The organism is Cupriavidus sp. SK-3, assembly GCF_000611145.1.
GTDB lineage: Bacteria > Pseudomonadota > Gammaproteobacteria > Burkholderiales > Burkholderiaceae > Cupriavidus.
The window spans coordinates 66,854-79,754 of record NZ_JFJV02000240.1 but is presented as its reverse complement, the minus strand read 5'-3'; the positions used below and the strand labels follow the sequence as shown (position 1 = coordinate 79,754).

Annotated in this window: 12 protein-coding genes, 1 tRNA gene and 1 pseudogene; 7 read left to right on the top strand and 7 right to left on the bottom strand. The window is 65.0% G+C overall.

Features of this window, described 5'->3' with window-relative positions; all coding sequences use genetic code 11:
* The 4 genes and pseudogenes from CF70_RS38275 to CF70_RS25125 form a co-directional block, all read right to left on the bottom strand.
* Positions 1-134: pseudogene (locus CF70_RS38275) on the bottom strand (sn-glycerol-3-phosphate ABC transporter ATP-binding protein UgpC); the annotation flags it as partial.
* A 16-nt stretch (positions 135-150) separates the two neighbouring features.
* Complete coding sequence (locus CF70_RS25135) at positions 151-1,038, bottom strand: ABC transporter permease (RefSeq protein ID WP_035871010.1); 888 nt, start codon at positions 1,036-1,038, stop codon at positions 151-153.
* Between the two features lie 38 nt (positions 1,039-1,076).
* Positions 1,077-2,027 carry an ABC transporter permease gene (locus CF70_RS25130; protein ID WP_081862343.1) on the bottom strand — a complete coding sequence of 317 codons (951 nt, stop codon included), beginning with the start codon at positions 2,025-2,027 and terminating at the stop codon, positions 1,077-1,079.
* A 144-nt stretch (positions 2,028-2,171) separates the two neighbouring features.
* Complete coding sequence (locus tag CF70_RS25125) at positions 2,172-3,749, bottom strand: ABC transporter substrate-binding protein (protein ID WP_235185202.1); 1,578 nt, start codon at positions 3,747-3,749, stop codon at positions 2,172-2,174.
* Positions 3,750-4,113: 364 nt separating this feature from the next.
* Between CF70_RS25125 and CF70_RS25120 the strand changes: the two genes are divergently transcribed.
* Entirely contained in the window at positions 4,114-5,361 is a 1,248-nt protein-coding gene (locus tag CF70_RS25120; RefSeq protein ID WP_035871008.1) for a Zn-dependent hydrolase, read from the top strand.
* A 31-nt stretch (positions 5,362-5,392) separates the two neighbouring features.
* Here CF70_RS25120 and CF70_RS25115 read toward each other — a convergent pair whose 3' ends face one another.
* Complete coding sequence (locus CF70_RS25115) at positions 5,393-6,232, bottom strand: IclR family transcriptional regulator (protein WP_051648944.1); 840 nt, start codon at positions 6,230-6,232, stop codon at positions 5,393-5,395.
* A gap of 399 nt (positions 6,233-6,631) precedes the next feature.
* Between CF70_RS25115 and CF70_RS25110 the strand changes: the two genes are divergently transcribed.
* The 5 genes from CF70_RS25110 to CF70_RS25090 all read left to right on the top strand — a co-directional run bounded on the left by CF70_RS25110 (position 6,632) and on the right by CF70_RS25090 (position 11,106).
* Positions 6,632-7,330: a GntR family transcriptional regulator gene (locus tag CF70_RS25110; RefSeq protein WP_035871006.1), complete on the top strand. Its 699-nt coding sequence runs from the start codon at positions 6,632-6,634 to the stop codon at positions 7,328-7,330.
* Positions 7,331-7,364: 34 nt separating this feature from the next.
* Entirely contained in the window at positions 7,365-8,042 is a 678-nt protein-coding gene (locus CF70_RS25105) for a DUF2848 domain-containing protein (protein ID WP_035871004.1), read from the top strand.
* Positions 8,039-9,373, top strand: coding sequence for an amidase (locus tag CF70_RS25100; protein ID WP_035871002.1), 1,335 nt, complete (start codon positions 8,039-8,041; stop codon positions 9,371-9,373). Before CF70_RS25105 ends, CF70_RS25100 begins: the two co-directional genes overlap by 4 nt.
* Positions 9,374-9,444: 71 nt before the next feature.
* Positions 9,445-10,764, top strand: a complete 1,320-nt coding sequence (locus CF70_RS25095; protein WP_035871000.1) for an MFS transporter — start codon at positions 9,445-9,447, stop codon at positions 10,762-10,764.
* Positions 10,765-11,019: 255 nt separating this feature from the next.
* Positions 11,020-11,106: transfer RNA gene (locus tag CF70_RS25090), tRNA-Leu, on the top strand.
* Between the two features lie 38 nt (positions 11,107-11,144).
* Here the strand turns inward: CF70_RS25090 and CF70_RS25085 are convergent.
* Positions 11,145-11,600 (bottom strand): tyrosine-type recombinase/integrase, encoded by a 456-nt coding sequence (locus CF70_RS25085; protein WP_235185197.1) that lies wholly within the window; start codon positions 11,598-11,600, stop codon positions 11,145-11,147.
* Positions 11,601-12,245: 645 nt separating this feature from the next.
* Here CF70_RS25085 and CF70_RS36265 point away from each other — a divergent pair.
* Positions 12,246-12,500: an IS1096 element passenger TnpR family protein gene (locus CF70_RS36265; RefSeq protein WP_152561914.1), complete on the top strand. Its 255-nt coding sequence runs from the start codon at positions 12,246-12,248 to the stop codon at positions 12,498-12,500.
* Between the two features lie 64 nt (positions 12,501-12,564).
* Here CF70_RS36265 and CF70_RS25080 read toward each other — a convergent pair whose 3' ends face one another.
* Entirely contained in the window at positions 12,565-12,849 is a 285-nt protein-coding gene (locus CF70_RS25080) for a hypothetical protein (protein ID WP_051648937.1), read from the bottom strand.
* Positions 12,850-12,901: the final 52 nt, after the last annotated feature.

The following is a 12,901-nucleotide window of genomic DNA, read 5'->3' as shown; positions in this document are numbered from 1 at the left end:
TCGGCGGCGCGAACCTCGCCGCCGCGCTGCCAGGGCAGCTTCGATTTGAGCGGAAAGTGCTTGATCAGGTCGCGCGCGATCACCAGCGGCTGCGCCGGGCCGCCCACGTCGGCATTGAGCAGGGTGTCGGTCATGGCATCGGTCATGGCGTCAGTCCTTGATTTCCATCGCCGAGCGGATGCCGTCGGCGAGCAGGTTGAAGGAGATCGAGGTCAGGAAGATCATCGCGCCGGGCAGCGCGGCAACCCACGGCTGCGTATAGATCGCCGTGCGCAGCGTGTTGAGCATCAGGCCCCATTCCGGCTCGGGCGGCTTGACGCCAAGTCCCAGGAAGGACAGGCCCGAGGCCAGGATCATCGAGACCGAGATCAGGCTGGTGGCATAGACAAAGATCGGTCCCAGCACGTTGTTGAGCACATGGGCGCGCACGATGGTCAGCGACGACGCGCCCGAGGCGCGTGCCGCGTCGACGAACTCGCGGTTGCGTACCTGCGTGGTCACGCTTTCCGCCACGCGCACGATCTGCGGCACGAACACGATGGTCAGCGACAGCAGCGCATTGCCCACACCCGCCCCCAGCGTGCCCGACAGCGCGATGGCCAGCAGCACCGAGGGGAAGGCGTACAGGATATCGACCAGCCGCATGATCACGGTATTGGTCCAGCCGCCGGCGTAGCCCGCCACGATGCCCAGCGCGCTGCCGACCGCGAAGGCGATGAGCACCGGCGTAATGCCCATGAACAGCGACAGGCGGGCACCCAGCATCAGGCGGGACAGCATGTCGCGCCCGAGTTCGTCGGTGCCAAGCAGGTAGTGCTCCGTGCCGACGGGCTTGAGGCGCTTGAGGATGGAAGCGGCGTAGGGATCCGCCGGCATCAGCACTGGCGCGAAGATCGCCATCAGCACCAGCGCCAGCAGGATCAGCGCGGCCAGCATCGCCAGCTTGTTGCGCAGCAGGCGCCGGCCTACGGTGGTCCAGTAGCCTGGCGAACGCTGCACGACAGGCAGCGCGGCGGGCTTCGTCAAAGTCATTTCCATGGAGACTCCCGGATTCCTTGATAGCGTCAATTACGGCGTCAGTTGCGCTGGATGCGCGGGTCGAACAGGGTTTGCAGCGCATCGACCAGCAGGTTCAGCAGCACGAAGAACACGGCGAGCACGAGGATGGTCCCCTGCAGCAGCGGGAAGTCGCGCTGGAAGATCGCCGAGTTGAGCAGGAAACCCGTGCCGGGCCAGGAGAACACGGTCTCGATCAGGATGGAGCCGCCCAGCAGGTAGCCGAGTTGCAGGCCCATCACCGACAGCGCGGTAGGCGCCACGTTTTTCAGCACATGGCGGAACACCGCCAGTTCCGACAGGCCGCGCGCCTTCAGGCCGACGATGAATTCATTGGAGAGGATTTCCGCAACGAGCGCGCGGATGGTGCGGGCCACGATGCCCATCGGGATCACCGACATCGTCACCGCCGGCAGCACCATGTACTGGATATGTTCCCAGTCCCACGCCCAGTCGCCGGAACCACCCGGGCCCGCTCCCGTGGCGGGCAGCCAGCCGAGGAAGACCGAGAACACGATCACCAGCACCATGCCCAGCCAGTAGTGCGGCATGCTCACGCCGAACACGGACAGGAAGGAGGCGGTGCGATCTGCGGCGGAATCCCGGAAGTAGCCGGCCACGAAGCCGAACAGGCAGCCGAAGGTAAAACCGATCAGCGTGGCCACCGCGGCCAGCCGGACCGAGTTGATCACCGCCGTCATCACTTCGCTCATCACCGGGCGGTTGGTGGCGATGGAGGTGCCGAGGTCCCCATGCAGCGCGCGGGTGAGCCAGTGCAGGAATTGTTCGAGAAAGGGCTTATCGAAGCCATACAGCGCGGTGAGCTGGCGGCGCAGGTCCTCGGAAGCATCGGGCGGCAGCACCGACACCAGCGGGTCGCCTGGTGCGATATGGACCAGCGAGAAGCAGAGCAGGGCGACCCCTAGCAGGATGGGGATCGCATAGATGAAGCGGCGCAGCAGGTAGAACATGATCGTGGCCGGGAAGGCAGGCGCGGGCGCCTGCCGTGGTTTGCGGGGTGACTGGCCGATGCGTGCCGGCCGGACATTCTCTTGATTGCGCTGTGCGTGGCCGGCCCGGGACCGGCCACGCACGCGAGCTGCGTAATGCGCTGCTTAGTCCATCGACATGGTGGCGATGTCGATAAACCAGCTCTGCGGCTGCACCACGCCCTTGACCTTCCTGGAGATGGCGCGCGGGCCGACGTCATGCGCGATCAGCACGAAAGGCGCTTCTTCCACGATGCGCGCATGCAGCCTGGCCAGCGCCGCGTCGCGCCCCTTGTCGTCAAACGAGGTGCGCGCGGTTTCGATCAGCTTGTCGAACTCCGCGTTGCCGAAGTAGCCCCAGTTGTTCGAGACCGGCGGCTGCGTCTTGGTGCTGACAAAGCGGACCATGGCGAAGAACGGATCCATCGCCGCAAAGCTCACGTTGACCGCGTTGGCGCCGTGCGCGCTCGGGTCCTTGGCGCCGATGCGCCAGTTGGTGAAGAGCGTGTTCCATTCGACCACGTCGAAATCGACGTCGATGAAGCACTCTTTCAGGTTCTGCTGCACATACTCGTTCATCGGCAGCGGCTGCATCTGGCCAGAGCCCGAAGCCGATACCTGCACCTTCACCTTGAGCGGCCTGGCGGCGGAGTAGCCCGCTTCCTGCATCAGCTTGCGCGCGGCGTTGGCGTCGTACCTGATATCGAATTTGGGATTGCCCCACCACGGGTTGCCCGGCTCGACAATGCCCTTGGCCTCGGCCATATAGCCGCCCAGCAGCGTCTTCAGGCCGGAACGGTTGACACACAGGTTGGCGGCCTGGCGCACGCGCTTGTCGAGCCAGGGCGATCCGGGCGCGAAGGACAGCTGCCACGGCCACATATGCGCTTGCGCATTGGCGTAGACCTCGAAGCCGCGGCTCTTGATCTGCGCCACCGCATCCGGTGCCGGCGCCTCGATCCAGTCGACCTGGCCCGACAGCAGGGCGGCGGTGCGCGCATTGGCTTCGGGCATCGGCTGCATCACCACCTTGTCGATCCTGGGCACGCGCCTGGCATCCCAGTACTGCGCGTTCTTCACCAGTTCCAGCCGCTCGCGCGGCACGAAGCGGCTCATCTTGAACGGGCCGGTGCCCGAGGCGTCGGCGGCGAAGGCTACCCACGCTTGCTTGGAACGCTCCGCCGGATCCGTCACCGAGGCCGGTACCGCAGCGAGCTTCTTCTCCCATTGCGTGGGCGAAGCCATGAACAGGTTGCTCAGGTTGTACGGCAGGAAGGAGTCAGGCTCCGAGGTGATGAGCTCAATGGTCAGGTCGTCGATCTTCCTGGCCGAACGCAAGGTGGGCATGCGCGAGGCGGTCACGCCGACCTGGCTGGGATCGAACTGCCTGGCGGTCTTGTCGAGCACCTTGCCCACGTTCCACACCACGGCATCCGCATTGAACGGCGAGCCGTCGTGGAACTTCACGCCGGGGCGCAGCTTGAAGACCCACCTGGTCTTGTCCTTGGCATCGACTTTCCATTCCGTGGCCAGGTCGGCAATCAGCAGGCTCGGGCCGTTGCCCTTCGAGAGATCCCACTGGGTCAGCCCGTCGTACATCGGGATGCCGGTAAAGCGGTTGCCTTCGAAGCCCTGGTCGGGCTGGCCCAGCGTGCGCGGGATGTCGGCGGCGGTCATGCCGATGCGCAGCACCTTCTCGGCCATCGCCGTGCCTGGCAACGCAAGTAGGGAGACGGAGGCAATGGCAGCGGCGGCAGCGAAGGTTTTCAGGCCGGGTTTCACGCTTCTTACGGGGTCGGAAGAAAAGACGGTCACGGGCAAGGCTCCTGGGTGGGGGAAGGGTAGTCGGAGGTAATCAAGCAAGTCACATGCCAGTTGCGTTTCGAGTTGCGTTTCGAGTTGCATTTCGAGCCGCGTTTCGTGGCGCTTCAAGGCTGACCGCTGGTGTTCCGCCGTCTCTCCCTCGCCGGCCATGTATGAAACATGGACCAAAGGATTCGCATCGCCTATGGCCTGCTTTTTGCTGAGATCCCTGCCTGTCTCCCAACCAACCAACCGGCTTCCCGACATGGACCAGCAATACCTTCCCCGCATCAACGCAGCACGCCTGTGGCAATCGCTGATGGACCTGGCGCAGATCGGCGCGACGCCCAAGGGCGGCGTGTGCCGCATCGCCCTGACCGAGCTGGATCGCCAGGGCCGCGACCTGGTGGTCGGCTGGTGCCGCGAAGCGGGGCTCGCCGTGCGTACCGACGAGGTCGGCAACGTGTTCGCGCGCCGCGCGGGCAGCGATCCCGGTGCGCGTGCGGTGGCAACCGGCAGTCATATCGACACCCAGCCCTCCGGCGGCAAGTTCGACGGTAACTTCGGCGTGCTGGCGGGCCTGGAGGTGATGCGCACGCTCAACGACCAGGGCATCGTCACCCGCGCGCCGCTGGAGCTGGCGTTCTGGACCAACGAAGAGGGCACCCGCTTTACGCCGGTGATGATGGGCTCGGGCGCCTTTGCCGGCGTGTTCGGGGCGGAGTTCATACGCGGCCAGCGCGACCTGGACGGCATCAGCGTAGGCGAGGCCCTGGAGCAGATCGGCTATCGCGGCGAACAGCCCGTGGGCGAAGTGCCGGGCGGCATGTTCGCCGCCTACTTCGAGGCGCATATCGAGCAGGGGCCCGTGCTGGAAGCCGCCGGGCTGCCGATCGGCGTGGTCTCCGGCGCGCTCGGCCAGCAATGGTATGACGTGGCCGTGACCGGCATGGACGCCCACGCCGGCCCCACGCCGCTGGCGCTGCGCCACGACGCCATGCTGGCGGCGGCGCGCATGATCGACGAGGTCAATCGCATCGCCGTGGCCGAGGCACCGCACGGGCGCGGCACGGTGGGCTATGTGCAGGTCACGCCGAACTCACGCAACGTGATTCCCGGGCGGGTGGATTTCTCGGTGGACTTCCGCAATCTGTCGCAGGCGGGGCTGGACCGTATGGACGCAGCCATGCGGACCACGTTCGCGGAGATCGCGGAACGCGGCGCGGTGAGCGTGGAGATCCGCCAGGTGGTGAAGTTCGAGCCGTGCGTGTTCGCGCAAGAATGCGTGGACAGCGTGCGCCGCGCCGCCGCCGCGCTGGGGCTGCCGCATATGGACGTGGTCAGCGGGGCAGGGCACGATGCCGTCTACGTGGCGCAGCGCGCGCCCACCGGCATGATCTTCGTGCCGTGCAAGGACGGCATCAGCCACAACGAGCTGGAAGATGCGCTGCCCGAGCACATCGAGGCCGGCGCGAACGTGCTGCTGCAAGCGATGCTGGAGCACGCGCGCTAAGGCGCGCCGCCCGCGCCGCCGCGCGTCAATCTCAGTGGGCGATCGAACGCGAGATCGCCCACGCGCATTCGATCACCATCGGCGCCAGCTTCTTCTGCGCCTCGGCCATGCTCCAGCGGCTGGCGGGCGGCGATACATGCACCGCGCCCACCGCCTGCCCCTGGCTGTTGACGATGGCCGCGCCCACGCCCATATCGCCCAGGAACAGTTCCTCGTTATTGCAGGCATAGCCCACCCTGCGGCAAGCCACCACTGTCTCGAAGATCGCCGCCACATCGGTCAGCGTGGCCGGCGTGCGCGCCACGCGCGCCGAATTCTCCAGCATCGCCATGACCTGCTCGTCGGGCAGGGTGCTGAGATACGCGCGGCCGCTGCTGGTGCAGTACATGGGAATACGCATGCCGACGGGCGTCAGCACCGGGATGTATTTCGACGTCATCAGCTGCGCCACGTAGACCATCTCCAGCCCGACCGGCTCGGTCAGGTTGGCGGTCTCGCCGCTGGCGTTGGCGAGCTGCGACAGGTAAGGGCTGGCGGCCTGGATCAACGCATCCGCGGACAGATAGTTGTAGCCGATTTCCATTACCTTGGGCGTCAGCCGGAAGCGCCGCGTCTGCGGGTGCTTGGCCACATAGCCCAGCGTCTCCAGCGTATGCACGGTGCGTTGCGCGGAGCTCTTGGTCATGCCGGTCAGGCTGGCCAGTTCGGCCAGGGTGAGCGTGCGATGCACCGCGCTGAAGGCCCGCAGGACATCCAGGCCTTTCTCCAGCGACTGGTTGAACAGCGGGTCCGCGCGAGTGGCTTCTTCGCCGCTTTCTTTTGGGGTGTCTGGCGATCCGTTGCTGGGTTCCTGCTTGTCTTGCCGGGTCATGTTCGGGTTCCGCGTCGTCGTCGTACCGATCGTGGCGGCACCATCGCTGGGAGTCTGCACCACGATGAATGCATATTGCACCAATATACGACTGTATCGATTATCGATTTTATGGATTGGCATCAATGATATTCGGCCCGGCTTCCGTTGGGAATAGCGGCGCCGCTAAAGCTGCCGGATTTTCGCCGCACGTGTCTCCGGAATTTGCCGGAAATCATTGTCCAGTAAGACTTTTCGGACGATATGAGAATGGAAGCGTGGTGGGCGATGAAGCAAGAATATGACAAGGCAGCCCATGCGGGTGCCACAGGTTTAAGTGTTTACCCGCAGCCAACACAGGTTGACGCTCAGTGAAATATCAGACTAGTATCACAACAACTTCAACACGCAGGAACCATCATGTCGAACCCGATCCGGCTGGTCGGCGGCGCTGATCACAATGCTGATCCGCCATCGCGGGCGGCGACCGGCGCCGCGATGCGCGAGCATGCCTATGCCGAGATCAAGCGGCGCATCATTTCCTGCGAGTTCCGGCCGGGCGAGCCGTTGAACGAGGCGCAGGTCGCGGCATTGCTCGGACTGGGCCGCACGCCGGTGCATCAGGCGCTGCACCGGCTGGAAGTGGAAGGACTGGTGTCGATCATGCCGCGCAAGGGCGTGCTGGTATCGCCGCTGTCGCTCAATGAAGTGCTCGACATGATCGAAGTGCGCGCCACCAACGAAGTGCTGTGCGCCACGCTGGCATGCGAGCGCGCCCACGAGAGCGATCTCAAGGCCATGCGCGAGATTGTCGAGCGCTCTCCCGACCTGATCGCGCGGCGCGACATCGCCGGCCTCGCCGCGCTCGACCTCAAATTCCATACCGCCATGTCGGCCGCCTCGCGCAATCGCGTGCTGGCCGACCTGCTGCGCAGCCTGCATGAGAAGCAGGCGCGCTTCTGGTTTCTCTCGCTATCCGACCCGCAGCACCTGGAAAACGTCTACCAGGAGCACCGGGTGATCATCGACGCCCTTGAGCGGCGCGACGTACCGGCGGTGCGCGAGGCCATCCGCGAACACATTGACGAATTCCGGAAGAACATCATCCGGACCATCTGACCGATTTTCTCCGCAACAGATAAGGTAGTAACCAATGCCGACACTTCACTTCCAGGTAGCCGGCGAGGGCGAACTCGTCCTCGATATCCAGCGCCTCATCATCGCCGGCTGGACTGGCCGCGACGCCGACGCCGTCAACCATCACATCCGCGAGCTCGAAGAGATCGGCGTCAAGCCGCCCACCACCGTGCCTTGCTTCTACCCGCTGGCCGCCTCGCTGCTGACCACCGACGCGCTGCTCGAAGTGCCGCGCGAGGATTCCTCCGGAGAAATCGAATTCGTGCTGCTGGCGGCCAAGGACGAGATGTACATCGGTGTGGGCTCCGACCACACCGACCGCAAGGTCGAAGCCTACGACGTCACCGTCTCCAAGCAGATGTGCGCCAAGCCCCTGGGTACCGAACTCTGGCGCTTCGCCGACGTGGCAGCGCACTGGGACCAGTTGCAGATGCGCTGCTGGCGCACTCGCAACGGTCAGCGCGAGCTCTATCAGGAAGGCCTGGTAACGCGCCTGCTCGACCCGCGCGACCTGATCCGGCGCCTGACCGGCGAAGACAAGCTGCCGGCCGGCACCGCCATGTTCTGCGGCACGCAAGCCGTGATCGGCGAACTGGGCAGCGGCGAAGCCTTCGAAGTGGAACTGCATGATCCGGTACGCAAGCGCACGCTGCGCCATGCCTATCGGGTGGAATGCCTGGCGGTGGCGCCATGAGCGCCGCGCTGCCAACCATCGCCGCGCTCGCCGCCGATCTGGCTGCCGGCCGCACCACCAGCGTTGCGCTGACCGAGCAGGCTCTGGCCCGTATCGACGCCCACCGCAACGGCGGCGGCGCCGCGTTCCTTGAAGTCGACGCCGCTGGCGCGCTCGCCGCGGCCCGCGCAGCCGACCAGGCCCGCGCCGCGGGGCTGGTGGCATCGCCGCTCGCCGGGCTGCCGATCTCCATCAAGGACCTGTTCGACGTGCAAGGACAGGTAACCCGCGCTGGCTCGAAAGCACTGGCCGGCGCCCCCGCGAGCGCCGACGCACCCGTGGTGGCACGCCTGCGCGCTGCCGGCGCCGTGCTGATCGGGCGCACCAATATGAGCGAGTTCGCGTTCTCCGGGCTCGGCCTGAACCCGCACTACGGCACGCCGCGCACGCCCTTCGACGAAGCACGCATCGCCGGCGGCTCCACGTCGGGTGGCGCGGTCAGCGTGGCGCTCGACATGGCCGTGGCCGCGCTCGGCACAGATACCGGCGGCTCCATCCGCATCCCCAGTGCGTTCTGTGGCCTGACAGGCTTCAAGCCAACCGCAAGCCGGGTGCCGCTGGCCGGCGCCGTGCCATTGTCGACCTCGCTCGACTCGGCCGGCCCGCTGGCACGCTCGGTTGCCTGCTGCGCGGCCTTCGACGCCATCGTCAGCGGCGAAACGCTGGACAGCCGGCCCGCGCCGCTGGCAGGGTTGCGCCTGCTGGTGACGCGCGATTTCGTTTGCGACGGCCTCGACGCCGAGGTGGCGCAAGCCTTCGACGCAACGCTGGCCACGCTGTCGCGGCTCGGTGCGCGGATCATCCCGTTCGACTTCCCCGAACTCAAGCGCCTGCCGCAGATCAACGCCGGCGGCGGCCTGACCGCGGCCGAAGCGTGGCACTGGCACAAGCAACTGCTGGCCGAGCGCGGCAACGACTACGACCAGCGCGTCGCCATGCGCATCCGCCGCGGCGAACAGCTTGGCGCGGCCGACTACATCGAACTGCTGGCCGAACGCCGCGCCATGCAGGCCCGCGCCGCCGGCCTGCTGCGCGAAGCCGACGCCTGGCTGATGCCCACCGTGGCAGTACGCCCGCCGCGCCTGGACGCGCTGGAAAGCGACGAAGCCTTCTTCGCCACCAACGGCCTGGTGCTGCGCAACCCCAGCGTGCTCAATTTCCTCGACGGCTGTGCGGTATCGCTGCCGTTGCCGGCGGCAGGGCAGGGCATCGGCCTGAGCGTAGGCGGCCTGAACGGAAGCGACGCGCGCGTGCTGCAGGTAGCCGGCGCCATCGAAGCCGCGCTGCGGTAAGCAGGCGGAAAAACCGAGGGCCGCGACCAAGCAGCGCGGCCCCGTCAATCAACACCCAAGGAGTACCACCGATGTCTTCCGTGATGACCGGCGCCCCTGTCGCCGTGGAGAACCCGGCCCACACCCCGGCCGAGCGTAACGAGGCCTACCGCAAGATCGCGGTACGGCTGATCCCCTTCCTCGTCTTCCTGTTCGTGCTCGCCTGGATTGACCGCGTCAACGTCGGCTTTGCCAAGCTGCAGATGCTGCAAGACCTGCAATTCAGCGAAGCCGTGTACGGCTTCGGCGCCGGCATCTTCTTCATCGGCTACTTCCTGTTTGAGGTCCCCAGCAACCTGCTGCTGGAAAAGATCGGCGCGCGCCGCACGCTCGCCCGCATCACCATCCTGTGGGGCTTCGCCTCCATGGCGATGATCTTCGTCAAGACGCCGATGCAGTTCTACGCCCTGCGATTCCTGCTGGGCGTATTCGAAGCCGGCTTCTTCCCCGGCGTCGTGCTCTACCTGACCTACTGGTTTCCGGCCCAGCGCCGCGCACGCATCAACGGCCTGTTCATGACCTCCTTCGCCATCGCCGGCGTCATCGGCGGCCCGCTGGCCGGCTTCATCATGAGCAGCATGGAAGGCGTCGACGGCCTCGCCAACTGGCAATGGCTGTTCGTCATCGAAGGCATCCCCTCCGTACTCGCCGGCATCGCCGTGCTGATGTACCTGCCCGAAAAGCCCATCAGCGCCAAATGGCTCACCGCCAGCGAACGCGACCTCGTAACCCGCGAGATCGAAGCCGAAAACCGCGACCCCGCCAAGCACTCCTCCCTGCGCGCCGCCTTCACCAACTCGCGCGTTTGGATCTGCGCCGCCATCTACTTCTGCGTGGTCAGCGGCAACGCCACCATCGCCTTCTGGTCGCCATCCATCATCAAAGAGCTAGGCGTACAAGGCAACCTGCAGATCGGACTGGTCTCCGCCATCCCCTTTATCGCAGGCACGCTTGCCATGGTCTGGAACGGCATCCACTCCGACCGCACCGGCGAACGCCGCCTGCACTGCGCGCTGGCCACGCTGATGGCCGCCGCCGGGCTGGTCCTGACCGGCATGTGGCTGCACAGCGCGGTACTGGCGCTGATTGCGCTGACCATCGCTTCCATTGGCATTCTGGCGGCTTTCCCGGTGTTCTGGTCGTTGCCCTCAGCCTTTCTGGCCGGTACCGCCGCAGCCGGCGGGATTGCCCTGATCAACTCGATCGGCAACCTGGCAGGCTTCGTTGCGCCGTACATGATCGGGTGGTTCAAGACCAGTACCGGGCGGCTCTCGGCGGGCTTGTACTTTGTCGCTGCGCTCGAGGCTGGCGCCACCGTGCTTGTGCTGGCGTTTATCAAAACCAGGCGCTGAACGGAGGCGACGGCCAGCCAGATGCCTCAGGTAGCACGAGGGGGCTGGATTCCCGCGGCGCTTTGCGCTAGAATCCGCTGCCTCGTTGCGCTGCATGCGCAAAGTGCGCCGGCAGCACGGGTAACACAAAGCCAGGCGGGCAGTTTCAGCCGCCTGTTTGCTTTTGTGCTTTGTGATCACTCCCATCGCTGCCTGGCCCGCCTGCAAATCAACGAGCACAGCGGCCTCCCGCCAGGGATGCACGCCGCAGGGACTGCGAGGGTGGCGAAATTGGTAGACGCACCAGGTTTAGGTCCTGACGCCAGCAATGGTGTAGGGGTTCGAGTCCCCTCCCTCGCACCAAAGTCCTTTTAAAATCAACGGTTTAAGTATTCTGGCTGTCAAAAATTTAGCCCGTTTTTGCCGGTTTTTGCAGTGGATTTGCCAGCAAACTTGCCAGCATTTCCAGCGAACTTCTCCACGGCCCGATTGCCCGCTTCGGCGTCTGCCGACGGCATCCAGCGGCCATACACCCGGGCGATCATCGTCCAGTCAGCGTGTCCCATCTGCTTGGCCACCCACATCGGGTGCTCTCCAGCCGACAGCATCATCGAGGCGTACGTGTGCCTGGTCTGATACGGATTTCGGTACCGAACGCCCGCTCGCTTGAGCGCCGACTGCCAGACACGCCACACTTGGTGCGACCCGGAGAACCGCTCCCCTCCGGCGGTCGTGAATACGGGGCCGTCCAGCTCGGTCATGAACGTCAGCGCCTTCTGTTCCTCCAGAGCGGCTGCGGCGGGCGCCAACAGGCGAATGTCGCGGTGGCCGGCTGCTGTATTCGGAAATTCCGCCACCCCCTTTGCCTCCCAGGTTATCGCCCGGCGGACGCGCACATACCAAGAAGCTCAGCTCAAATATCAAGAAGAATAAGGGCGAACCGGAACCTCGGTTTCTTCCGCCATCTCTAGGGCATCGTCCACCTCGATGCCTAGGTAGCGAACGGTGCTTTCAAGTCTATGGCCTGCAGGCCATAGCTCGACTATGTCCCGTGCGAAACTATGTCCCGCGATCGTTGCGGATATCAAACCACGAATGTCAGGTTGAATAAACTGAACGGCTATTGAGCTGAGGTCGCGCCCATGGGTTCATCGATTGAAGTACGTTTGGCCGTAGTCGATAGCGCAAAGACTCTGGACGGATGAGAGGGCGCAGGCATTGTCGATGGCGACGCGAGCGGGCTCGAAGAGCGTGTGGTGCGCGGACCGTATCAGTCAGCCTTAATGTCGGCCTTCTCGTAGTTTGCCGTGGCGCAAAGACTCTGGTGACGTTCCACCTAGTGTGCTGAGCGCTTCCGCGTCGGGCCGGTTTCCACGGTGCGTAGCCATTGTTTGGACGAGGCGACGAGGCCGTCGTCACCTGGCTGCCAGGAGACCGCGCCAAAACGGGGGCAAACGAGCGGACCACTGGCGAGAGGCCGATGAGGCACCCGCAATGCACGCATGGCTTCCGATCCTGGGCCGGCGACCTGCGTCCTTCAACTTCGAATTGCTCTGCGCGGCCTGAGCCCGCTGGTTTGGCGACGCGTCCTCGTTCCCGAGCACTTGACGCTCACAGTGATCAGCAAGCGGTTCGTCAAACGGCAGCAAATGGCCTGGCGGCCTCGGCACGCGCACAACCTGCTGCAAATCCGGACCGCGGTGCTCAATAACCAGCTCCGATCTTACGTTGAACGATGGTATCCGCCCATCTCATGAGGAGAAGCCCACCGCCTTGCCGCTTAGTCAGCCCCCGGTTTGGCGCGGTCTTCTATCTTCTCTATTAATGCCTGCCGCCGTGCGATGGGGTTTTGGTGTGATGGCTACCCGATTGCAGTCTGGAGCGGTCCGCGGCCCGTGCCCGCCCTTTATCGCGGTCCATCGCATCGGGGCCATTGCTATTGCGCAGCCCCTCGGCGCTGATATGGCTGGCCGAGCGCCCACCGAAATCACCGCCGGCCCTGATGCCCCCACCCATGCCACCTCCGCCACCGTGTGCATGGGCGGCCATAGAGGTGGCCGTCAGGGTTGTCACTGCAATCAGGGAATACAAGCGGATCTTGTTCATGTGATTCCTTCTATTCGTCTTGCACGTGCATGAAATAAACGTAGTGCCGCTC

Coding starts and splice junctions, on each gene's coding strand:
- CF70_RS25135 (WP_035871010.1), bottom strand. CDS start 1,038: ATGGAAATGACTTTGACGAAGCCCGCCGCGCTGCCTGTCGTGCAGCGT.
- CF70_RS25130 (WP_081862343.1), bottom strand. CDS start 2,027: ATGTTCTACCTGCTGCGCCGCTTCATCTATGCGATCCCCATCCTGCTA.
- CF70_RS25125 (WP_235185202.1), bottom strand. CDS start 3,749: ATGGCCGAGAAGGTGCTGCGCATCGGCATGACCGCCGCCGACATCCCG.
- CF70_RS25120 (WP_035871008.1), top strand. CDS start 4,114: ATGGACCAGCAATACCTTCCCCGCATCAACGCAGCACGCCTGTGGCAA.
- CF70_RS25115 (WP_051648944.1), bottom strand. CDS start 6,232: ATGACCCGGCAAGACAAGCAGGAACCCAGCAACGGATCGCCAGACACC.
- CF70_RS25110 (WP_035871006.1), top strand. CDS start 6,632: ATGTCGAACCCGATCCGGCTGGTCGGCGGCGCTGATCACAATGCTGAT.
- CF70_RS25105 (WP_035871004.1), top strand. CDS start 7,365: ATGCCGACACTTCACTTCCAGGTAGCCGGCGAGGGCGAACTCGTCCTC.
- CF70_RS25100 (WP_035871002.1), top strand. CDS start 8,039: ATGAGCGCCGCGCTGCCAACCATCGCCGCGCTCGCCGCCGATCTGGCT.
- CF70_RS25095 (WP_035871000.1), top strand. CDS start 9,445: ATGTCTTCCGTGATGACCGGCGCCCCTGTCGCCGTGGAGAACCCGGCC.
- CF70_RS36265 (WP_152561914.1), top strand. CDS start 12,246: ATGGCTTCCGATCCTGGGCCGGCGACCTGCGTCCTTCAACTTCGAATT.
- CF70_RS25080 (WP_051648937.1), bottom strand. CDS start 12,849: ATGAACAAGATCCGCTTGTATTCCCTGATTGCAGTGACAACCCTGACG.